This is a genomic window from Planctomycetota bacterium, assembly GCA_038746835.1.
Lineage (GTDB): Bacteria > Planctomycetota > Phycisphaerae > Tepidisphaerales > Tepidisphaeraceae > JBCDKH01.
The window spans coordinates 1-21,837 of sequence record JBCDKH010000026.1; the positions used below are offsets into that span (position 1 = coordinate 1).

Annotated in this window: 21 protein-coding genes and 1 tRNA gene; 10 read left to right on the plus strand and 12 right to left on the minus strand. The window is 65.7% G+C overall.

The window, feature by feature from the left end; translation table 11 throughout:
* From AAGI46_04625 to AAGI46_04645, 5 genes are all read right to left on the minus strand, one after another.
* Window positions 1-989 (minus strand): hypothetical protein (locus tag AAGI46_04625; protein MEM1011489.1); only part of this gene is annotated, 989 nt, incomplete at its 3' end.
* Between the two features lie 58 nt (window positions 990-1,047).
* Window positions 1,048-2,400: a choice-of-anchor tandem repeat NxxGxxAF-containing protein gene (locus AAGI46_04630; protein ID MEM1011490.1), complete on the minus strand. Its 1,353-nt coding sequence runs from the start codon at window positions 2,398-2,400 to the stop codon at window positions 1,048-1,050.
* Between the two features lie 326 nt (window positions 2,401-2,726).
* Window positions 2,727-2,876 (minus strand): hypothetical protein, encoded by a 150-nt coding sequence (locus AAGI46_04635; protein ID MEM1011491.1) that lies wholly within the window; start codon window positions 2,874-2,876, stop codon window positions 2,727-2,729.
* Between the two features lie 178 nt (window positions 2,877-3,054).
* Window positions 3,055-3,555, minus strand: coding sequence for a hypothetical protein (locus AAGI46_04640; GenBank protein MEM1011492.1), 501 nt, complete (start codon window positions 3,553-3,555; stop codon window positions 3,055-3,057).
* A gap of 761 nt (window positions 3,556-4,316) precedes the next feature.
* Window positions 4,317-4,646 (minus strand): STAS domain-containing protein, encoded by a 330-nt coding sequence (locus AAGI46_04645; protein ID MEM1011493.1) that lies wholly within the window; start codon window positions 4,644-4,646, stop codon window positions 4,317-4,319.
* Between the two features lie 91 nt (window positions 4,647-4,737).
* Between AAGI46_04645 and hisD the strand changes: the two genes are divergently transcribed.
* Window positions 4,738-6,054 carry a histidinol dehydrogenase gene (gene hisD, locus AAGI46_04650; GenBank protein MEM1011494.1) on the plus strand — a complete coding sequence of 439 codons (1,317 nt, stop codon included), beginning with the start codon at window positions 4,738-4,740 and terminating at the stop codon, window positions 6,052-6,054.
* A gap of 7 nt (window positions 6,055-6,061) precedes the next feature.
* Here hisD and AAGI46_04655 read toward each other — a convergent pair whose 3' ends face one another.
* A complete protein-coding gene (locus AAGI46_04655; protein MEM1011495.1) occupies window positions 6,062-6,511 on the minus strand; it encodes a hypothetical protein in 450 nt (149 codons plus the stop codon).
* 321 nt (window positions 6,512-6,832) lie between these two features.
* Here AAGI46_04655 and AAGI46_04660 point away from each other — a divergent pair, with 321 nt between their 5' ends.
* The 3 genes from AAGI46_04660 (at window position 6,833) to rpsD (ending at window position 9,745) form a co-directional block, all read left to right on the plus strand.
* The gene (locus AAGI46_04660; GenBank protein ID MEM1011496.1) at window positions 6,833-7,474 is read left to right on the plus strand and encodes a sigma-70 family RNA polymerase sigma factor; all 642 of its coding nucleotides are present in this window, start codon (window positions 6,833-6,835) and stop codon (window positions 7,472-7,474) included.
* Window positions 7,475-7,827: 353 nt separating this feature from the next.
* Entirely contained in the window at window positions 7,828-8,931 is a 1,104-nt protein-coding gene (locus AAGI46_04665) for an anti-sigma factor (protein ID MEM1011497.1), read from the plus strand.
* 217 nt (window positions 8,932-9,148) lie between these two features.
* Window positions 9,149-9,745, plus strand: coding sequence for a 30S ribosomal protein S4 (gene rpsD, locus AAGI46_04670; protein MEM1011498.1), 597 nt, complete (start codon window positions 9,149-9,151; stop codon window positions 9,743-9,745).
* Window positions 9,746-9,828: 83 nt separating this feature from the next.
* On the opposite strand, the gene AAGI46_04675 is transcribed toward rpsD, so the two are convergent.
* Window positions 9,829-10,455 carry a hypothetical protein gene (locus AAGI46_04675; protein MEM1011499.1) on the minus strand — a complete coding sequence of 209 codons (627 nt, stop codon included), beginning with the start codon at window positions 10,453-10,455 and terminating at the stop codon, window positions 9,829-9,831.
* A 185-nt stretch (window positions 10,456-10,640) separates the two neighbouring features.
* Window positions 10,641-11,177 (minus strand): hypothetical protein, encoded by a 537-nt coding sequence (locus tag AAGI46_04680; protein MEM1011500.1) that lies wholly within the window; start codon window positions 11,175-11,177, stop codon window positions 10,641-10,643.
* Between the two features lie 197 nt (window positions 11,178-11,374).
* Between AAGI46_04680 and AAGI46_04685 the strand changes: the two genes are divergently transcribed.
* Entirely contained in the window at window positions 11,375-13,048 is a 1,674-nt protein-coding gene (locus AAGI46_04685; protein ID MEM1011501.1) for a 1,4-alpha-glucan branching protein domain-containing protein, read from the plus strand.
* A gap of 27 nt (window positions 13,049-13,075) precedes the next feature.
* On the opposite strand, the gene AAGI46_04690 is transcribed toward AAGI46_04685, so the two are convergent.
* Window positions 13,076-13,207 carry a hypothetical protein gene (locus AAGI46_04690; protein MEM1011502.1) on the minus strand — a complete coding sequence of 44 codons (132 nt, stop codon included), beginning with the start codon at window positions 13,205-13,207 and terminating at the stop codon, window positions 13,076-13,078.
* Between the two features lie 155 nt (window positions 13,208-13,362).
* Between AAGI46_04690 and AAGI46_04695 the strand changes: the two genes are divergently transcribed.
* The 4 genes from AAGI46_04695 to AAGI46_04710 all read left to right on the plus strand — a co-directional run bounded on the left by AAGI46_04695 (window position 13,363) and on the right by AAGI46_04710 (window position 20,071).
* Window positions 13,363-17,496, plus strand: coding sequence for a hypothetical protein (locus tag AAGI46_04695; GenBank protein ID MEM1011503.1), 4,134 nt, complete (start codon window positions 13,363-13,365; stop codon window positions 17,494-17,496).
* Between the two features lie 10 nt (window positions 17,497-17,506).
* On the plus strand, window positions 17,507-18,187 hold the full coding sequence (lipB, locus tag AAGI46_04700) for a lipoyl(octanoyl) transferase LipB (protein MEM1011504.1): 681 nt from the start codon (window positions 17,507-17,509) through the stop codon (window positions 18,185-18,187).
* The gene (locus tag AAGI46_04705; GenBank protein ID MEM1011505.1) at window positions 18,175-19,032 is read left to right on the plus strand and encodes a CAAX prenyl protease-related protein; all 858 of its coding nucleotides are present in this window, start codon (window positions 18,175-18,177) and stop codon (window positions 19,030-19,032) included. The genes lipB and AAGI46_04705 overlap by 13 nt, the downstream gene beginning before the upstream one ends.
* Before the next feature lie 154 nt (window positions 19,033-19,186).
* Complete coding sequence (locus AAGI46_04710) at window positions 19,187-20,071, plus strand: hypothetical protein (protein ID MEM1011506.1); 885 nt, start codon at window positions 19,187-19,189, stop codon at window positions 20,069-20,071.
* Here the strand turns inward: AAGI46_04710 and AAGI46_04715 are convergent.
* The 3 genes from AAGI46_04715 to AAGI46_04725 form a co-directional block, all read right to left on the minus strand.
* A tRNA-Gly gene (locus AAGI46_04715) sits at window positions 20,071-20,143 on the minus strand. The two genes, AAGI46_04710 and AAGI46_04715, sit on opposite strands and share 1 nt — an antisense overlap.
* 22 nt (window positions 20,144-20,165) lie before the next feature.
* Window positions 20,166-20,729, minus strand: a complete 564-nt coding sequence (locus AAGI46_04720; GenBank protein MEM1011507.1) for an HAD family hydrolase — start codon at window positions 20,727-20,729, stop codon at window positions 20,166-20,168.
* Window positions 20,726-21,520: a metallophosphoesterase gene (locus AAGI46_04725; protein MEM1011508.1), complete on the minus strand. Its 795-nt coding sequence runs from the start codon at window positions 21,518-21,520 to the stop codon at window positions 20,726-20,728. Before AAGI46_04725 ends, AAGI46_04720 begins: the two co-directional genes overlap by 4 nt.
* 41 nt (window positions 21,521-21,561) lie before the next feature.
* Between AAGI46_04725 and AAGI46_04730 the strand changes: the two genes are divergently transcribed.
* Complete coding sequence (locus AAGI46_04730; protein MEM1011509.1) at window positions 21,562-21,834, plus strand: 4a-hydroxytetrahydrobiopterin dehydratase; 273 nt, start codon at window positions 21,562-21,564, stop codon at window positions 21,832-21,834.
* Window positions 21,835-21,837 lie beyond the last annotated feature (3 nt).

A 21,837-nucleotide genomic window follows, 5' to 3' on the forward strand; every position in this document is an offset into this window, starting at 1 on the left:
CCTCGGTCGATGGTGATGAAGTCGGTGAAGAAGGCGGCGAAGGTGCCGTTGTCGTTGAGGTCGTTACCGAACACAAAGTCGCCGTCGATGCCGCCGACCAAGCCGTCAGCGATCACGAGGCCGTCCTGGCTGTAGACGCCCTCGACGCCACCGACGCTGCCGTCGAAGAGGATGTCGCCCTGGCCGTTGACGGCGAACGCGTAGGAGGAGTTGTTGATCTCGTCGATGGTTTGACCGGCGAGTGGTCCCGAAGGGAAGGTGCTTCCTTCTTCGAGGGCGAAGCCTGCGGTGGAGACGATGGCGGTCGGGCTGGAGCTGGAGCCCAGGGGAGTGTTGAAGAAGACGGCGTTGCCGGCATCGTCGATGCCGAACGAGCCGCTGACGCCGCGGCTACCGATGTCGGTCAGGGTCACACCGCCGATCGTGTCGCCTTCCTGGGCCAAGACGGCTGTCGAGCTGAAGACGGTGGTGGTGAAGACGCCCGGAGCGGTCTCGACGTCGGCGATGAAGAAGGCCGTGCCGTCGTCCGCCAACGCGACGTTGCCGTCGAAGTTTCCGGAGATGGTGACCCCGCCGATCGTGGAGCCGGGGGTGATCACGGTCCCGGTCGAGGTGTAGATGCCTTCGTCTTGGTCAAAGAAGCCAGTGACGGCGGCCTCGCCGGCGTCGTTGAACGCGAAGGTCGCCAGCGTGAACTCGGGCACCGTGACCCCGCCTCCCAGATCCTGACCCTCGACGAGCAGCAGGTCGGTGGTCGACCAGACGGCCAGGACGCCGTCCGAGCCGCTGCCCGAGCCGCCGGAGAACGCGACCTCGCCGTTGTCGTTGATCAGGGCAGCGCCGCTGAGGAAGTCGACCGAGCGGCCGCCGATGGTGTCGCCATCCCGGGCGACGATCTCGAACTCGTAGAACGGCTGCGCCTGCGTTGCTCCCGCCGCAAGCGACAGCGCTGCCGCGAACATCATGCAGCCTGATGCGTTTGTCTTCATGATTTTCTCCGATTCTCTCTGTTGTGTGTGGATCCTTGAAGGAAGATCGTCTCCAGCGTCAACGTCGCCGTCGGAGGAGCGTCAGCCCGCCCAGGCCGAGCAGCGCGACGCTGGCAGGCTCGGGGATCGTCACGAGGACGATCGCGTTGGTGGTGACGTTGCTGGCGTCGCGAAAGCTAAGATCGACCGCGATGAAGTCGCCGGCGAAGCCGCCGGTGATCAGGTCGATGTCGTCGATTGTCCGGAAGTCGCCGGGGGCGACTTCGAACAGCTCGCCCTCGAGCAGAATCGGCGTCGAGATACCGTTGACGCTGCCGACGAACAGGGCTTCGCGGTCGGAAAGGCCGGGGGTCTTCACCTCGGTGACGGTGGCGAACCGGCCGTCATCGGAGATGGTCTGGTTGTCCGGATCGTCGAACGTGCCGATGCCACCGGGGACGGGCGTGCCTTCACGGAGCAACGTCGTCACGTTGCCAGCGGTATCGAGGACGAAGAGCCCCTCGTTGTTGCTGCCGTCGACGCCACCACCGAAGGCCACGCTGCCGTCGAAAAAGATGTTGCCAGCGGCGTCGAACTCCGGTTCACCGAGATTGTTAAACGTGTTGCCGCCGAACTCGGGCGGGGCGGCGGTCACGTCTTCGATGATGACCGTTTCAAACACGCCGGACGGATCGACGGTGTGCAAACTCTGCTGCCCGACGCCGGATGGCGGGCTGTTGACGAAGCCCTCGAAGACGATCAGGCCGTTGTCCGCGATGTCGGATTCTTCGAAACTGGCGAAGAGGCCGCCGCTCGGCGGCGACTGGTTGCGCTGGGCCGCGAGTTCCAGAACGCCCGATGGGGTCGTGCGGTAGAGAAAATCGTTGTTGAACGAGTTGAAAGTCGTTGCGCTGAACGACACTTGGCCGGCGTTGTTGAACGAGACGTCGCGCAGACCCTGGAAGGATTCCACCACGCCCGGCGAGAGCTCCGGGACGCCCGGGGCGGTCTGGCGAAAGAAGGCAACTGTCGTGAGAATGCCCAGTGCGTCGGCCGTGAGGACCGCCGAGCTGGAACCGAACGCCACTTCGCCGTCAGCGTTGATGATGACCGACCCATCGACGTCGCCGAAGGTCAGGCTCGTGCCGGGGATCGCGTCGCCGCTTCGGATCAGCAACTGCGTGCCGCCGGGCGAGACGGTGTAGACGCCAAAGTTGCTGGTCGGGTTGGTCCCGCCGGCGAGCAGGGCCTCGAAGGCCACGGCACCCGATGCGTTGACCGTGGGGCTTGTAAACGATCCAACGTAGGTCGCCCCGCCAGTCCCCGGGGCGACCTCGCCTTCGAGGGCGATCGTGTCGAAGATGACTTGGGCATGGGCCGCCGGGGCGGCGAGAAGGGTCAGTGCGAACAGGCTTTTCAGGGGGTGGTTCACTCTCGTTGCCTCACGTTTCACAAGGTGCATTCTCAGTCACGACGCCGAACGCAACGCGATGGCAGCGCTGGTCCAACAGCAGCGCGCCCCGCGGAGCAGCATCCATCGGATCCGACGTCGCCTTGCCACGGCGGTCGCCTCTCAGGAGCCTGTCACCCGCAAGCGTGCGGCGGGCGGAGCGTACTTGCTCAATGCGGCGTTTGCACGCAAAAAAGGGCAATGCGGTGGCCGCGACGTCTGCTTGATCGGCGTAAGCGTTGCGATTGTGTCCCGCGACCCGTGGTCCCGTGCAGCAAGCCACTCGCCGACACCTCGGCCTCACCCGTTCACACGGTCACGACTGCCACGGCCTCCGCCGTCCCCCAAACCGGAATCGCCCGGTCCACCTGGACCATCAATTCGTTCGAGAACGGTGTTCCCAGCTCCACCCCCGCCGCTGCTCGGCCGGTGAGCAGGACGAGGACGTTGGTGGTCAAGCGAGCGGTGAAGGCGTCCGGACGTGCGGATTATCCCGAAACGGCTGGCGATCCCGTTCCTCTCCTCGCGACCCCGTTTCTCGACCCGACCCCGTTCTTCGGGACGATGATCCTCGGGCGTCATCAAGTGTCGAGACCGAGCCCTCCTGCCGCTTTTTGCTAGCCGACACTACTGATGTCAATCACACTCTACAAACATCGCAGCATCTGCTTTCCCCGCTGCCGAAAGACGGTCCAAGCATCTCTCAGTCGAGCTAGCGTCCGGCCAGATAACGACGGAGTAGCTTCCGTCTGGACCAAGTGGCAAAATTATACAGGAGTTTTCCACTAGGTGCCTGGAGGATTCCACAATCCATTCATCAAAGTCATCATCTGATCGCGAGACAAAGTTCTGGATGATTAAATCAGGGGGAATCGCGAGCTCACCTGCAACGAGAAAGCCATCGTTGTCAGTGTAATCTAATGTTGCATCGATGCAGTAGTCCTCTAGTAGGCTTACACCGTCAATTTTCGAATGGGCCGATCGCAGGCCGATGTAACGAAGATTCGATGGTGATGAACAGGCGTGATAAAGAAAATCAAATCGCGTCTCAAAAATTAGACTAGGCGGAAGCACATAATTCGGCGTCATTGTGCCGAAGAATGAATCACGCAGTGAAATAGGAAACACGGTTTTCATCAAAGTTGCTTTGAGCTCTTATATAGCTCCTGGCGACCCCTTGCAAGTAGAATTGTGGCCGTTATGTTCCGAATGCAGAAGAGGGGGGGGCGGTTGACAGAAAAAGGTCGGGGCAGAACTGGTCGAGAGCCGTTGTTACGCGCTTGTGATTGATCGTGGCTGTTGCTTCCGGCCAATGGTGTGTTTGGAGAGAGTATTGTCGCGCCGTGTGTCTTGTCGGGCAGGGCGTCGTCTCGGTTGGCCCTTTGGCTGTTCGTGAAGGTTGCGTTGGACGGTCGCGGTCGCCTTTTGGTTGTTGTGCTTGCGACCTGCGGGTCGTCGCTGGCGTGCGACTCACCGTCGGTCAGTTGGGGCGTCCGGACTGCGAGCCGCAGGCCCGCAGCTACCGCTGATGAGATCGGAGGGTCGAGGTGGTGGGAGCGTCGCGCGCCGGGCGCGTGTTAACTGTCCACAACGTGGCACGGGGCGGTTCATCCCAAGTCGATCCGCGCGAGGAGGCGGGCGGAACGGCGAGTGCGTGGTCGGTCGGCGCTGCGCGGTGGCGGCCGGGGGGACAGAAAGTCGGAGGGCGGCGGCACAGGCCGGCGATGGGTTTGGCGGATGCTGGCGAGTGTGGTCGCCGTTGGGACGCCGGCGGGTCAGAGTTGAGTCGGCGGCGGTGTTGGTGGCGCAATAGCGGGGTCCGGGCCGGTACCTCGCGGTGTCCAAATCGACGTCCGGCGCAACGCGTGGTGCGCGCTCCACGTGGGCCATTCGCCGGGTCAGGCGTCGAGGGTGATTTTCGCCAGCGACAGGGCGACGCTCTCGCAACGCTCGAACAGGCGGTCGAGGCGGCTGAGCTCGAAGGTCTTCCAGAGCTCGTCGGCCACGGAGGCGATGATGACGCGGCAGTCGGTTTCCTGGAGCAGCTTGCGGAGCCCGACGAGCTGGGCCAGGTTGCTGGAATTGAGGAACGTCACGCCCTCCATGTCGAGGACGGCGTGGCGTGGGTCCTCCTCCAGGGCGTGCGTGAGCGTGTCGAGCTCGTCGCTGAAGGCCGGGTCGTCCGCAAGGTGGGCGACGCAGACGGTTTCACTCCAATCGACCGGCATGGCCGCAGGGTAGCGATCGGGGCGGCATGCACCAAGATGCGAAGATCCCGCAACTGAAACGCCTGCCGCGCGGGTCTCGTAGCCTCCGGGCGTGCCGATCCAGACGATCGATCTCGATGCCCCGGGCGGTGCCGAAGCGGCCCGTCAGGTCGTGCAACGCCTCCGCCTCGACCCGCGGTCGCTGTTCCAGGACGACGAGAAAACCTCGGCCGTCCAGGGAATCCTGGAAGATGTGGCCGAGCGGGGCGATGCGGCGGTGGTCGATGCGATCCGGAAGTTCGACGATGCACAGTTCGAGGCGGAGAACCTGGTCGCCACGCCACAGGAGCTGGCTGCCGCGGCCGATCGGGTAAACGGCACGCTGATCGGGCACCTGGAGCAGGCGATCGAGCAGGTCCGGCTCTACCAGCAGCACGTGATGCCGGCGAGCGCGGTGCCGGAGCTGGAGCGTGGCGGGCTGCGGCTCGGGATGCGGTACATGCCAATCGATTCGGCCGGGTGTTACGTGCCTGGCGGGAAGGCGAGCTATCCGTCGAGCCTGATCCACCTCGTCGTTCCGGCCCAGGTGGCGGGCGTGGGGCAGATCGTCGTCACGACGCCGGCGAGCCGGTTCGGGCAGAGCGACCTGGTGCTGGCGGCGGCGCACCTGCTGGGTGGCCCGACGCTGGTGCGGTGCGGCGGACCGGCAGCGGTGGCGGCGTTGGCGTTCGGGACGGAGCGCGTGCCGCGCGTCGACAAGATCGTCGGTCCCGGCAACAGCTACGTGCAGATCGCCAAGCGACTGGTCTCGGGTGGCGTGGGGGTCGATGGGTTCCTCGGGCCGAGCGAGGTGCTGGTCTTTGCCGACGATTCGGCGGATGCGGCATTCGTGGCGTCGGACCTGCTGGCCCAGGCGGAGCATGATCCGGGCAGCTGCTTCCTGCTGACGAGCGACAAATCGCTGCCGCAGCGGGTCGAGGCGGAGCTGGATCGTCAGTTGAATGAGCTGTCGCGACGATCGGCGGCGGAGAAGGCGCTCGTCGAGGAGTCGGCGATCATCGTCGCGTCGGACGAGTCGGCCCTGTTCGAGCTCGCGTCAGAGCTGGCCCCGGAGCACCTGAGCGTCCAGACGCGCGATCCGCGACAGACGCTCGCGAGCCTGCCTCACGCGGGATGTGCGTTTCTGGGTCCGTGGAGCCCGGTGGCCGTGGGCGATTACGTGGCGGGCCCGAGTCACTGCCTGCCGACGAACACGACGGCCCGGTTCGGCGGCGGGATCAGCGTGTTCGAGTTCCTCAAACGCGGCGGCATCGTCCAGTACGACGAGGCCAGCCTCCGACACGACGCGTCGGCAGCGGCGGAACTGGCGGACGCGGAAGGGCTCGACGGCCACGCCAAGAGCGTCCGCCTACGGCTTACGCGGCCGTAAACAAAGGTCAGGCGAGCTCGCGGAGGGCGGCGAGCGACATGGGTCGGCTCCGGCGGCCGGTGTCGTCCATGAGGATGGCCGAGCCGTTGGGCAGGTCCAGCACCTGGCTGAGGCGGTGGGCCCGATCGAGCAAGATGGGCACGCGGATCAGCTCCGCGGGGCGGTCTTCTGTCAGGAGGACGATCTTTTTTACGCCCAGGCGATCGGCGAGCGGGCCGGCTTGATCAGGCAGCGGGCCATGGACGACGAGAACGGGGCCGTCGTTGAGGGCCTCTTCAAGCGTGATGCGCGAGCCGTCATCAACGACGAGGGAGACGGCATCGAGATCGGGCTCGGTGGAAAGCGCGACGCTGTTGGTGGTCGCGAACGCGACGACGGACCCGACGATCGTGCAGACGGCGAGAACGCCGCCGACAATGGCGAGTCGTGAGGCAGCAGGCTTTGGCGTTGGAGGCAAGCCCTCCGCAGCCGGCCCTTTCAGGTCTCCGGTGCGTGCATTCATCCCGCCGGGACTATGACGCATCTGCCTGATGCGTTCAACGCTTTTTTCAGTCCGATTTTGCGTTGCGGCGAACGGTCGCGACAGGCACGCCCGATAACCGATTGCTCGGCAAAGGCCCGATGTAACGCGTTGGCAGCGTCCAATGGGGCTTCGTGGTCGGCATCCCCTGCAAAGGGTGTTTAAACAGCCTTGACGATCGAGGCGTGAAACGGTTACGCTAGCGACGTCAGGGCCCGACCGGGTCCGTTGCCAGCCACCTCGTAGCTTGCTTTGCCTATGCGTTCGGCAGCGTTGTCGCCGACTTGGTTCCGTGTGGTTCGCCGCGAGCAGTCGGCGGATCGTGATGCCGGTGTCTCCCGTGCGGAGGCTCCTCGTCAGCAGCCGCTGCTCCCTCGCGTTGCAGACGACGTGCCCGGTGCCGTCGAGGCCTGCGTTGACCGGTACGGCGGGGCGATCTGGAATCTGGTTCGACGGGCCTGCACGAACCACGCCGAGGCTGAGGACGCGTGCCAGGACATTTTCGTCGACCTGTGGCGTCACGCGGCTCGTTTTGATGCGTCGCTGGCCAGCGAGTGGACGTTTGTGATGACGGTCGCCCGTCGTCGCCTGATCGACCGGTTCCGCAGGCAATCGCGTCGGATCCGCCCCGGTGCTGCCGGTGAGCAAGTTCTGGCCGGGATCGACGCCGAAGACGTCGGCCCGGACGAGTCCGCCATCGTGAGCGAAGACGCGAAGCTTGCCCGGGCGGCCATGGTCGACCTGAGCGATTCTCAGCGTCGCGTCATCGACATGAGCATCTTCGGCGGCATGAGCTACCCCGAAATCGCCGACGAGCTCGGGCTCCCCCTCGGGACCGTCAAGACGCACGCCCGTCGCGGCCTGCTCAAGCTCCGGTCGCTGCTGTCGAACGAGAATTAGTTGTTCTGCTGAGACCGGCGGTCACTTCAGCTTGCTGAGGTGCCTTGTTGGCATGAACCAACAACTCAGCTTGAGCCGCCCGCGTGAGCGGGCGCTTGTGTTTCCGGACCACACCCGTCGCCGCGGATGGCTCACTCGGAGGTGAGGTCGGACCGCACCTGTGCGAGTGGACGCGCCGCGATCCGATTTTCCCCCGAAACCGGTACAGGGGACGGGCGAACCAACTCCCGACACCGAAACCGAGGCTGGCTCGTATTTCGTTGTCGAAGATCAAGCTGCGTCGCAACTCCCCGGCGGATCGAGGGTAGTTCAGTTGGCGGCGAGCTGAGGTGGTGTGCAGGTCTGTGCGTCAGATGAGACTCGACTCGGTCAAGGTCGCTCAGCAGCCGTGGCAACAGCCGCGGGAAAACGACGTGCCCACCACCACCGACGACGAGCCATCGCGACGGGAGTCGAGCCACTCGGCCCGACCTGACGTCGGGAAATCAGACATTCCACTTCCTTTCGATGCCGACGCGTTGGTCGTCGCCCTCGACCGCCTCGAAGAGTTGTCCGCAGACGTGGTGCTGCAGGGTGGCGAGGTGCTGACGGAGGCCGAGACGGCGGAGCTTCGGACGTTGCGTCGCCTGCTGCCCGCCGAGGCCGACAGGCTGAGCCACGACCTCGCAGCCGCCTGTGGCGCAGTGGCCGGCGTCGGGCCTGGTCCGGACTCTCGGCTGATCGAGCTTGACCCCAAGACGGATCCCGGCGCGGTTGCTCTTCCTGAAGAGGTCCGTGCCCGAACGGTCGGCCGACTCAACGGCTTGGCTCGCAAGGTCCGGCAGGAAAAGGTCGCACGCGATCAGCGGTGGATGTCGAAGCTCGGCCTGACCGGCTGGCTCGTCGCCGCTGTTGCGGTGTTCGGGGCCGGCTACCTCGCTCTGGAGCTTCGATGGCTCTCCGACCGCACCATCGGCATCGGTCCGCTCATGGCGATGATGTCGCCGGTCGAGCATGCGGCAGATGACTCCACGGTTTCCCACCGGCTCGCCCATGACGAGGACTCGGTGAGCCTGTGGCTCGATTCGGTCGACGAGACGCACCCCGAACGCGGTGCTCGACTGATCTGGTCGGACCGTCTGCAGGCTGGACTCGTCGAGGTTCTGGGCCTTCCGGCGAATGACCCGACCCGCTCGCAGTACCAGCTCTGGGTCGTCGATGCCGAGCGGCCCCACCAGGCCCGGCGCGTCCCGGCAGGCTTGTTCAACGTCAAGAACGACGGTGGCCCGACCGTGACGACGCTCATCGTCCGTCCGACGCTGCCCGTCGGCCATGCCGTCGCGTTTGCTGTGACGCGTGAGCCGGCCGGCGGATCGACTGACTGCGACTGGGGCGACCGACTGGTCCTGCACGTCGAGCTGCCCGATGACGAGCAAGGCGTCGCCACGTGGGGTCGACGAGCGGCCCCGCACTCGTAGCCCCAGCGTTGGCTCCAGGCCGACGACCCGCCTAGCCTGTCGGCCCCGCGGAGTGTGTCGATGGTCGACACGCCCTCGTCCGAACCGGCCCGCGTGCCCTGGTGCCACGCGACCCTGAGCCGGATCCAGCACGTCAGCCGATCGCAGCGTCGTCCGCGGGACGCCTGATCGCCGTGCCCGCACCGGGCGTCATCGAGAGGATGACGAGAGGTTTCCCATGGCCCGTTACACCGGCCCCAAGGTTCGACTGTCCCGCCGCGTCGGCGTCCCGATCGCCGACATCCCGAAGCACACGTCCAAGGAGCTCCAGCTCCCGGGCGTCCACGGCTACCGCGGCCGACGCAACACCGAGTACGGCATTCGCCTCATCGAGAAGCAGAAGCTCCGCTACCACTACGGCGTCCTCGAGAAGCAGTTCCGCACCACGCTCGACGCCGCCCGTCGCAGCAAGGGCAACACGGCAACGGTCTTCATCCAGCGGCTGGAGCGTCGACTGGACAACGTCGTTCGCCGCGTCGGCGCCGCCCGCACGATCTGGGCAGCCCGACAGATGGTCAACCACGGCCACGTGCTGGTCGACGGTAAGAAGGTCGACATCCCGAGCTACGTCGTCGAGCCGGGCATGGAGATCAGCTTCAAGGAGAAGGCCAAGCCGCTGGTCCGCGAGAACATGGAATCGATGGCCGGCCTGGAGATTCCGCCGTGGCTCGACTTCAACCCGAATGGCCTTGCCGCCAAGGTCCAGGCGTTGCCGGCACCCGAGGATGTGCCGTTCGAGGTCAACATGAACCTGATCATCGAGTTCTACCGGTAAGAACCGCCTGGTTGCAGCAAAAAAGCGTCCCGCTCCTTCGAGCGGGACGCTTTTCGTTTGCAGCTTGATCGAGCGGTCAGCCGCTATCGACGCAGCGAGCGGATCAGCAGCCATGCCGGGCGTTCGACGTCGCCGTCGTCGGCATCGAAGTCGGACGAGTCGTTCGTGTTGGCTCCGAGGTTCAGGAAGAAGCGATCGGCACCGATTCCGCCGACGAGCGTGTTGGCTCCGCGGGCACCGATGAGCGTGTCGTCGCCTTCGCCACCGTCGAGCTGGTCGTCGCCGAAGCCCGCCACCAGGAAGTCGTTGCCGCCCAGACCGACCAGGACGTCGTCGCCCGGTCCGCCGTGGAGGATGTTGCGGCCTTCGGTGCCGGTGATGGTGTCGTTGCCGAAGCCGCCTTGGACGAAGCCGGACGAGGTGATGGTGTCGTTGCCCGGGCCGCCGAGCACGCGGACCGGAACGCTGGCGTCGACGTCGATCGTGTCGGCCAGCTCGCGTCCGGCTATGCGGATCGCACGGACGTCTTCGACGGCGAAGGTGTCGACGGTGCCGTTGACGTCGACGGTGATGGTGCTGTCGACCTGGGTGACGGTGATGGCGTTTTCAACGCCGGCATCGCCCGCGACACGGAGCATGCCGAACGACGACAGGTCGGCGGCCAGCAGCTTTCGGCCTTCGAGGCCTTCGAATAGCGCGTTGGAGTTCACTGCGATTCCTCTCGCAAAAGGGTGTGCCGGCCTGAGGTCGAACGCCGAAGCGGCATTCGAGAGGGGCCCGCTGGCCGGTCACGGATTTAAACGCTCCGGCCACGCCGGCTATTGCTGACGCGCACGAAAAAGCCCCACCTCTAGGGTGGGGCCTGCATTTTCCCCGAAGATCGAGAGCCTTTGAATCAGTAGCCCAAATCGAAGCGGACGTTGGTCAGCTCGCCCATCGTTTCGAGTTCGATGCGTTCAACCTTGACGACGTTGTTGTCGTTGGGCAGGCCGAAGGCGTCTGCATCGCGGAAGGCGACGAAGTCGAGGCCGTGGAACTTGCCGGGCTCCATCGCGGGCAGCGTCGCGCCGTAGCGGCCGTTGACCCAGATCCGCGTGCCCGCCGGCCAGGCGGTGTTGCCGAGGTTGATCACCTCGATGCGGTTCTTGCCGTGCATGACCTTGGCCCGAGCGGCGGCGTGGCCGACGACTTCGAGCGACTCGGGAAAGAGTGGTAGCGCCTTGGCCGAGGCGAGCTGGGCGGAGAGCTCGACTTCGTCCTCGCCGAAGTTCGGCAGCGCCCGGGCGGTCTCCGTGGTCGGCCGGGCCGCATCAGAGTCGGACGAACATCCGCTGGCCATAATCATCGCCGCCACCAGCAGCGCCAGCGGCGGATAGACGTTGAGGATCAGGCGAAGCGACTTGCGAACCGACAGAGGCAGGGCAGCGATCATGCTGTTCTTATCGGACGAAGGCAGCAACGCTCATCAACGCAATCCGTCATCCTGAGCGAGCGGAGCGAGTCGAAGGACCTCGCCTTGTCATCGGTGCCAAGTCAGGCGAGGTCCCTCGACTGCGCTCGGGATGACGGATGAGGCGGTGTCGAGGGCCCAACGTGTCGACGTTACTTGGCACCGGTTAGAGTGACGTCATGTCTGAGCCGATCGGCAACCTCTGCCTCGTCCTGCACGGCCACCTGCCGTACGTGCTGTTCCACGGCGACTACCCGCACGGCGAGGCGTGGCTCTACGAAGCGGCGGCCGAGACATACCTGCCTGTGCTCGACATGATCGGCGAGGTCGCGCTCCTGCAGAAGCGGCCGGCCATCACGATCGGGCTGATGCCGGTGCTGCTCGAACAGCTCGCCCACGACCGCTTCAAGACCGGCTTCGTCAAGTACCTCCACGCCCGCATCGACAAGGCGAAGGATGACCGCCGCGAGTTCGAGGCCGACGGCGACAAGCACTCTGCGTATCTCGCCAGCCGCTGGGAAGAGTGGTTCGGCGAGCGGCTGGCTCAGTTCGAGCGTATCGGCAAGGACATCCCGGGCGAGTTCGCCAAGCGCTTCGCCGAGGGACACGTCGAGCTGCTGACGAGCAATGCCACGCACTGCTACATGCCGCTGGTCCTTAACGACCAGATGCTCGCCGCCCAGATGGCCTGCGGCACGGCGACCAGCGCGAAGCACCTCGGCAAGAAGCCCTCGGGCATGTGGCTTCCCGAGTGCGCGTATCGCCCACACTGGCCACACTGGATGCCGAGCGTGCTGTTCGACAACGCCCGCGATCGTCCCGGCGTCGAGACGTTCATGGAGCAGCAGGGCATCACGCACTTCTTCGTCGAGAGCCACCTCGTCCAGAACGCGACACCGATGGGGCATCGCCACGACGGCAACTTCTACCTCGGTGCCGGCGGACGCGACGGCGGGAACGACACGCTCGAACCCGTCGGCGTGGCCAGCGAGCCACGCGACGCATCCGTCCACGCCTTCGCCCGGCACCCGAAGGTCAGCGAACAGGTCTGGTCCGGCTCCATCGGCTATCCCGCCAACGGCAAGTACCTCGAATTCCACCGCAAACGCGGCGAACGCGGCCTGCGGTACCACAAGATCACCAGCACCAAGACGCCGCTCTCGGCCAAGGACCCGTACTACCCCGACGACATCCCGTCGCTCATCCACGAGCACGCCAGCCACTTCTGCGACACGGTGCGCTCGACCCTGTGGGACTACAACCGGTTCACGGGACGACGCGGGACGGTGGTCGCCAGCTTCGACGCCGAGCTGTTCGGCCACTGGTGGTTCGAGGGTCCGCGGTTCCTGCGCGACGTCATCCTGAACCTCGCCGGCGACGAGCACGTTCGCCTGTCGACCGCCAGCGAAGTGCTCGAACGCGATCCAGCCGACAAGGTGATGCGGCTACCCGAGGGCTCCTGGGGCGAGAACGGCGACCACACGGTCTGGGCCAACGACAGTGTGAAGTGGTGGTGGGAGATCGAGTACCGCGCCGAGGGCGAGTTCCTCAAACAGCTCCACGGCCTGCCTTGGCAAACGAACGCCGAAGTCCGCGTCCTCCTCGAAAAGGCTGGCCGACAACTGCTGCTGCTCCAGGCCAGCGATTGGGCGTTCGTGATCCACACGGGCGGCGCGGTCGACTACGGCATCCAACGCATCGCCGACCACGCCACCAACTTCGGCCGCCTCGTCGACGCCGCCGGTCACGTCGCGACGGGCGGCGAGCTGAGCGAAGTCCAAAGGGTCGAGATCGCCAACGCGGACGCGCACGACGTCATCTTCCAGGAGATCGACCTGAATTGGTGGATGTGACCACACGCGAGACGCCTGCTCTCTGTGTCACTTGGGCGACGTGTGCTGGCTGCCGTCCGACTCTGCGCTGACAAGCTGGAACTTGATCCGGTTGACAAAAAGCTGCCTTCGGCGACGCTGCACCCGCGGCGGATGACCGGCGAGGGGCGTGTGTTCCATCGCGGCGGTTCTTTCTCTCGCCGCCGACGACGGGACCGATCATGCAGCGACTTCATTCCAACGGCCGACCGACCACGCGCGCCCGCTCTGAACAGCTCGAGCACCGCCGGCTCCTGGCGGGCCTGCAGGACCTCATCGGGCTCCAAGCCCCTCCCGTGCCCGCAGCTGCCTCCGACGCCGATGCGGTCCGGGTCGAGCTCGACGCGGCCGCACGTTTCAACTTGGCGGTCGATCAGACGCTGGCGGACCTGCACTGGCTGGCCAACACGTTCGATGCGGACACCGTCGCGTCGCTGGAGAAGGTCGACACCAGCCTGCTCACCACACTTGCCCGCGCCGAGCGGGACGGCACCACGTTCGACCAAGCGACCGACGGCGGCGGGGCCTTCTCCTCGATCTACCTTTCGGGCGAAGACGGTCCGCTCGTCTCGATCGACACCGACGATGCCGACGGCCTAGCCGATCGACTCGGCAACCTCGGCTTCGAGGTGGCCGGCTTCTTCCAAGGGGCAGCAGGTGGCGTGGTCGACGTCTACACGACCCTCGGCAGGCTTTCAGAGTTGGCACGCGTCGAGGGCGTCGAGTCGGTGGAGGCTCAGGTGATTCCGCGGACGTCGGCCGGCTCGGTCCAGAACCAGTGGCGTGGGATTGCCGACGTCGACTTCCTTCAGCAGGTCGTTCCCGGCAGCGACGGCACGGGCATCGACTACGGCATCCTGAGCGACACGATCAACCAGGTCGGCGGCGGCATTGCCGCTAGCCAGGCGACGGGCGACCTGCCGCCGAGCAGTCGCATCACGATTCTCGACGACAACATCGGCGGGTCGACTCCGTCCGACGAGGGCCGGGCGATGGCGGAACTGATGTTCGACATCGCGCCGGGAGCAGACATCCTCTATCACACGGCCTTCCGCGGACAGGCGAACTTCGCCAGCGGCATCACCGACCTCGCCGCGGCCGGCGCGGATGTGATCGTCGACGACATCACCTACCTCAGCCAGGCCGCGTTCCAGGACGACATCGTCGCCCAGGCGGTCGACAACGTCGTCACGAACTTCGATATCCCCTACTTCAGCAGCGCGGGCAACGCGAACAACCGGACCTACTTCGCCCAGTTCAACGAGGGCCCAGTCGACGACAACTTCCACGACTTCTCGCTGGGCGGAAACGACCAAGGCCTGACCTTCACGCTCCAGCCCGGTGCAACCATCACGAGCGGCCTGCAGTGGAGCAATCCGCTCGGCGGGGCGACGCGCGACTTCACGCTCCGCGTCTTCGAATCCAACTCCGGCAACGTTCTCGTTACCGACGGCGCCAACGACATCGGCAGCGACCCGTACGAGCGGGTCAGCTACACCAACAACACCGGCAGCGCTCAGACCGTTGCCCTCGACGTATTCTACAGCATCGGTGCCGGCGAGCCGGATGAGCTGCTCTTCATCAACACGTTCACCAGCGGCAACGTCGCCTTCGTCGACAACGACTTTGGCGGGCCCAGCATTTACGGCCACCACAACAGCCAATTCGGCTTCGGCGTCGGTGCGGTGGCTGCCACGCAGACGAACGTCATTCAGGGCTTCAGCAGCCTCGGCGGCATTCCGACGCGGTTCGACGTCAACGGCAACCCGATCAACATCACCCGTCAGCAGCCCGCCTTCGTCGCGGCCGATGGCATCAGCAACACGTTCTTCGGCAACGGCAACCTCTTCTTCGGCACCAGCGCCGCAGCACCCAACGCGGCCGCGGTCGCCGTGCTGATGCAGGAAGCCGCCGGCGGTCCTCGATCGCTGCCGTTCAACCAGGTCAACTCGATCCTGCGCGCCACCGCGGTGGACATCGGCCCGCTCGGCTTCGAGCCGACCTACGGCTCAGGCCGAATCGACGCGCTGCCCGCAGTCGTCGCGGCCAACAACCTCGGCAGGGCCGAACGCTTCATCGAGCTGAACAACTTCGGCGGTGCCACCAGCTCGACCGATGTCACCAGCAACACCGACATCGAGTCCTTCGAGTGGGGCGTCGATCGCGGCGACGCGACCACACGGTTCGAAGTCGATCCTGACTTCGATGTCGGCGTCATTTTGCTCAACGGCGACCCGGACATCGACGGCAACACCACCGTGCTCTTCCACCAGGATCTCACCGGCGGATCGACCGGCGGATTCGTCAGTCGCACCGGCCCGGCCAACACGCGCGTGGCCACCATCGTCTACCCGCGGGTGAGCGTCAGTGGTCTTTCGGCGGCCAACAACGACCTGAACGTCAGGATCTCCCAATCGCCGACGCCGTTGCTCACACCCCTTTCATCGAACGGCGCAGGCGCTTACGTCCGCGACGACACGCTCTCAACCGACTACGACCCTGACTGGTTCGCCTTCACCACGCCTGGCACGCTCGCGCCAAGCGGCAACGTCTCCTTCAGCCTCACCCGCAACGCCGGCCTCGATGCAGTCCTCAGCGTCTACGAGCCCAACGGCACGCTCGTCGCTCGTATCGACGACGGCGCGACGGGTGGCAGCGAAGAAGCCACGCTTCAGCTCGATCCCGGCTCGCCGTATCGCGTCCTCGTCAGGTCCTTCCGGGGCCAGAGCAATGGCGACTATCGCCTGGTCATCCAGCCTGAGATCGACCTGCCCGACGATCTGGTCACCTTCGCCGCCGACACCGCTGCGGTGACCTCGCTCATCCCCTTCGGCCCCACCGGCACGAGCCCGAACGCGCAAGGGGTGCAGACCTTTTTCGACTCCGACAGCGACGTGTTCGGCTACTTCTTCGGCGCGATTCCCGAACTGGGCAACACGATCACCGTCGATACCGACGGCACCAGCTTCGACACCGTGCTGGGTGTTTACGCGCTGGACGACTCCTTCGGCGCGCTCGGCCGATTGGTCGGGTTCAACGACGACATCGACGGCGCAAACAACCGGCAGAGCCGCGTGACCTTCACGGCCGAGCCGGGCACGCGTTACATGGCACTGGTCTCGCCGTTCAGCAACTTCGTCAACGACGAGCCCGTCATCAACGTCGACTATGGCAGCGGTCCGGCCAACATCACGCCGATCATGCTCGATATCGACGGTGACGGCTCAGCCTCGCCCGCACCCATCGCCCCCGGCGGCGATGCGAGCTTCTTCAGCTTTGTCGCGCCGTCCGGTTCCATCGGAACGGGATCCGTCACCTTCCGCGACGGCAACTTCGACGGCGACCTCTACGTCTTCGACGCCAACGGCAACCTCCTCGGCGGCGACTCGAACGGCAACGCCAACGACGAGACCGTCAACCTCACCGGCCTCGTGGCGGGCGACACCTACCACATCACCGCAATCCCCGAGGACTTCGACAGCCTGCTCTTCACGGGCGGCAACATCGAAGTGAGCCTCGACATCATCCTTCCTCCCCCGCCTGCGCCGACGACCGATCCGGATCTCGTTCCGGGCGACGACTCTGGCGAATCCGACAGCGACAACATCACCAACAACCCCGACGGTATCCTTTCGATCGCCTCGTTCGCCTCCGGGCCGACCGAAGGTCGCTTCGTTCGCCTCTACCGCGACGGCGTCCTGGTGGCAGGGCCGACGGAAGTGCCTGTCGGCTTTGACTCGTTCGTCCTCGACGACACGGGCCCACTACCCGACGGCACCTACGTCTACACCACGACCGCCGCCAACTCGGAGACCGGGCCTGAGAGCAACTTCAGCGATTCGACGACCATCACGATCGACACGCAAGGCCCGCAACAGGAAGCGTTCCAGTTCAACTTCGATGATGGTCCCGGGAACCAGAACTTCTTCGTCGACTTCAACGAGGGAACCTTCGATTACCTCGTCGACGACATCGTCGTCACCAACACCACCCTCGGCCAGGTGTTCCCGACCAGCGACTTCGCCCTGAATCAGACACCCGGCAATGCGATCGCTGACCTCTTCTACGACCCGACCGCCGCAGGCGACTTCCTGCCCGACGGCAACTACGAGCTCACCATCGACGCCGACCGTCTGACCGACGTCGCCGGCAACGGGAACGATCCGTTCTTCGCCGAGTTCTTCTTCCTCAACGGCGACGCCAACCGCGACCGCACCGTCGACCTGGCCGACTTTGGCATCCTGCGTGCCAACTTCGGCACCAGCAGCCCAACTCGTTTCAGCGAGGGCGACTTCAACTACGACGGCACCGTCGACCTCGCCGATTTCGGCATCCTCCGCGCAAGCTTCGGCACCACGCTCGTCGACCCCAACGCCGTCTCCCTCTTCGACGAAGATGCGGCAGGCAGGTCGAGAGGTCTCTTCGCGTAGACTCGCTGCGATGCGTGTGGTCGACCTCGGCATCCTCGCCTATCGCGATGCCTGGGATCGGCAGCAGGATCTCCACGCGGAGGTCCTCGGCGGGGCAGACGAGGCCATCCTCCTCGTCGAGCACCCGCACGTCATCACCGTCGGCCGGCGGGCGGAGGTCGGTAAGTCGCATATTCTCGCGACGCCCGTCGAGCTGCGCCGGCTGAACGTCGACGTCGTCGAGACTGATCGTGGCGGCGACGCGACCTACCACGGGCCGGGGCAACTCGTCGCCTATCCGATCGTGCGGCTGGCGGACCATCAGATCAGCGTCGGCAGCTACATGAAGCGGCTCCAGCAAGCCGTCGTCGACGTGGCGGGACGATTCGGCATCCAGGCGCGTCTCGAATGCGGCTTCCCCGGCGTCTGGGCGGACGATCCGAAAGTCGACGCCGGGGCAAAGCTCTGTGCCGTGGGCGTGCGCGTGAAGAAGGGCGTTACGCTCCACGGCCTGGCGCTTAACGTCGAGCCAGACATGAGCAAGTTCGACCTGATCGACCCGTGTGGCCTGGGGCGACCGGTGACGAGCATGCACCGGCTGCTCAAAGACCGGTGTCCGTCGATGGCGGCGCTGAAGCCGATGCTGGTCCGGCGACTTTGCCAGCGCATTACGTTGCACGACGCCGACGGTGAGTCATCATGTCCGACGTGAGCCCCGGCCCGACCGCACCTGCAGACGCCCTCGAGCCGCCGCTTCCTTACCAACCGCCGCCGACCGACGGCCTGCAACGCACGCTCGACGGCCGCCTCGGCGACGGCTGGTGGCTCGTGCTGCCGATGGCGGTGTTTCTCATTCTGCTGGCTTTCGTGCCGCAGGTCACCAGTTGGCTCGGACTGGGCGACTTCGCCGGCTACGTCGCGGCCTATGTCGCCCGCACGCTCATCGTCGGGGCGATCCTCATCTGGCTCTGGCGTCGCCTGATGGCCGAGGTCGAGTGGACGCACCTCGGCACGGCAACGATCTTCGGCCTCGTCGGGACGGTCCAGTGGATCGGCTGCGACAAGCTGCTGCTCGCCGCCCAGGAGACCGTCGCACCCGATCCCGAGTCGGCCTGGCGGCTGCCGTTCTGGATCCTCGGCACGGTCGACCCGGAGGACGGGTACAACCTGTTCGAGCAGATCGAATCGCCCCTCTGGCTGGTGCTCTTCATCGTCGTTCGTTTGCTCGGCCCGGTGCTGGTCGTGCCGGTGATGGAAGAGCTGTTCTGGCGCGACTGGCTATGGCGCGGCATCATCGCCCCGAGCAACTATCGCCTGGCCAAGGTCGGGGAGTGGGACGCGACGGCCTTCATCGTCACGAGCCTCGCCTTCAGCGTCGTCCACCCGCAACGCCTCGTCGCCGTGATCTGGGGCCTGCTTGTCGCGTGGCTGCTCGTCAAAACGCGGAGCCTGGGTGCGATCATCTGGATGCACGCGGTGACGAACCTGCTGCTGGGAATCTGGGTGCTCAGCGCCGAGCCGCTCTTCGGGCTGGAGAACGAGTGGTACTTCTGGTGACGCGAACGCGACTGGTCAAGCGATTCCTTCCAAGACGCCGCGACGCCAGCCGCGGATTCCGAGGGGCAATTTCCTCGTCACCGAATCCGCGGCTAGCGCCGCGGCGTCGAGCAGATTCGTCGTCGTGCGCAGTGCCTCCTAGACCTCTACCCCCATGCCCGAACTCGACCGACTCCTGGAAGATCCGCGTCTGGTCGCGTTCTGGGACTTCAACGAAGAGGCCGGCAGCCAGCGCCGTGCACGTGTTGGACGCGGCGCCTTTCCGCTGAACGAGATAAACGGGATCGTCGCGACGGTTGACGACGCACCGCTGGGCGGGCGAGCGGTGACGTTCGACAACGACGCGTATCTCGGGCTGCCCAACGCCGAGGCCGGCGACCTCGACATCAGCGGTCCTGATGCCGCCGTCAGCATGTTTGCCGTCGTCCGGATGCGCAAGGTCACCCGCGGCGGAACCGTGGCAGGCATGTGGTACGAGGGCCTCGGCCCAGGCGACGACTCGGGGACGCGGCAGTACGCGTTGCTGCTCGACATGAACCTCTACGGCGGGGCCAAGCGCGTCACGCCGCACGTCTCCAGCGAAGGCGGCGCGACGCGTCGTGCCGATGGATCGCTTTTGCCCTGGTGCGTCGACTACGCCGCCACCGTCGAGGAGTACCCGGCCGACCGGTGGTGCACGATGGGCATGACCTACGACGGCAAGTCCATCACCGCCTTCCTCGACGGCGTCGCTGAGCCCCGGACTGTCGATCCGGAGGCGGACAACCGGTCCGATCCGTACTTCACGAACGAAGGCCGCGGCGGCGGGCATCGCGGCATCAACCCGTTCCACCACGGCCGGGGCATCTTCCGCTACGACCCGGTCAAGCACGCCGAGACCAAGCCCGCCGGCCCGAGCGACTTCGTCGTCGGCGCCCGCTGCGTCCGCGGCCGCCATGGGGCAGAACCCCTCGACGGTGCCCTAGCCGGTCTTGCCGTGTTTGATGCGTCACTCACGCCAGAAGAGATGCTCGCCCTGCACCGTGCGAGTCTGACGTAAGCGGCGAATGGGGCTCGAACCCACAACATTCAGCTTGGAAGGCTGACGCTCTGCCAATTGAGCTACCGCCGCGCTGAAGGGAGCATAGCACGAATCACCGGCCGACGATCAGGCGGGCGACATCGGCGAGGCTCGTCGCATGGTGGTCGGGTTCGACCGAGGACTTCGCGTCCGCGGCGGGGCTGCGGGGAAGGCCGGCGGGCGTGAAGAGGATCGTTCGGCAACCGGCGGCGTGGCCGGCTTCGATGTCGCGCGGGGCGTCGCCGACCATCCAGCTGGCAGAGAGGTCAATGCTGAGCTGGTCGCGGGCGTCGAAGAGCATTCCGGGCTTCGGTTTTCGCCGGTCGCTGTCGCGGTCGAAATCCGGATGGTGCGGGCAGAACAGCTGCAGGTCGAGCATGGCGTTCGCGTTGTCGGCGACCAGCAGTTCCGCCATCCGCGCATCGACGCGACGGACGGAATCCTCGTCGAACTTGCCGCGGGCGACGCCGCTCTGGTTGCTGACGACCACGGTCGCGAAACCCGCGTCTCGTACTGCTGCGACACACTCGGCCGCGCCGGGCATCAGCTCGACCTCGTCGGGATCGCCCAGGTAGTCGACGCCAACGATCAGCGTGTTGTCACGATCAAAGAAGACGGCCGGCCGGGGCTTGCTCATGACAGCAGCTCGCCCGAGTGGTGGACTTGGACGACGTCGCGCGTCTCGTGGCAGACCGCAGAGAGTCGGCCGCGGGGCATGAACGCGCCCGTGTCCAGGAGCGTCAGTGCCTCGCCGAAGATGACCGAGCCTGGCTGGCGGATCAGTTCTGAGGCGTGGAGGTAGTTGTCGGTCGGCGTGTGCCCGGAGTAGCAGGGACGCTGCCAGAGCTTCGGCGTGGTGATCTGCCGCGAGCCGAAGCGGCCCCAGATCGACTCGTAGCGCAGGTGCGGATCGCGTTCGAGTTGATCGCCGTCATCCGGGTAATCGGGAGGCCAGGCGGCGTGGGCGACGAAGAAGTCGCCGGCGTCGACCATGCCGGGCAGCGAGCGGAAAAAGTCACGGTGCCGTTGCGGGATGGCCTCGCGCACGCTGTCGAGCCAGCGGCCGTCGCCGTCGCCCGTGAAGCCGTAGCTCTCGAGCGTCTCGGGCAGGCCTTCGCTCCAGAACATGCGGGCGGCCTCGTCGCAGATGCCCTCGTCGACGGTTCCGCCGAGGTTCGGACCGCTGGCGAAGGACTCGCCGCTGAGGATCATGTCGAAGATGTCGTCGTGATTGCCACGCGTGCAGGTGGCTTTGCCGGCCTCGGCGAGGTCGATGAGTCGGTCGACCACGCCGCGTGTGTCGGGACCGCGATCGCAGTAGTCGCCCGTGAAGTAGAAGCTGGCGTCGGCGTCACGGTTTTGGATCGTGCGCACGAGGACGTCCAGCGGTCCGCTCATGCCGTGGATGTCGCCGACGACCCATCGCAAGTCGCACGCTACGCGGGCCGAGATGAGGCCAACAATGCTGCGTGAGCGACTCGACCGATGACGTGATGGAAACGCCCGCCGGCTGGACCCGCAACGGACCGACGCTTGTGCGGACGTTCAAGTTCAAAGACTTCACGCGGACGATGAGCTTCGTCAACGCGGTCGCCCACGTCGCCAACGCGGCCGATCACCATCCGGACCTGCTCGTCAGCTACGGCAAGTGCGAGGTGACGCTGAGCACCCACGACGCGGGAACGGTGACGCCCAAGGACGTCGTGCTGGCAATGAGCATCTCGAAGCTGCCCGAGTTTTAGAGC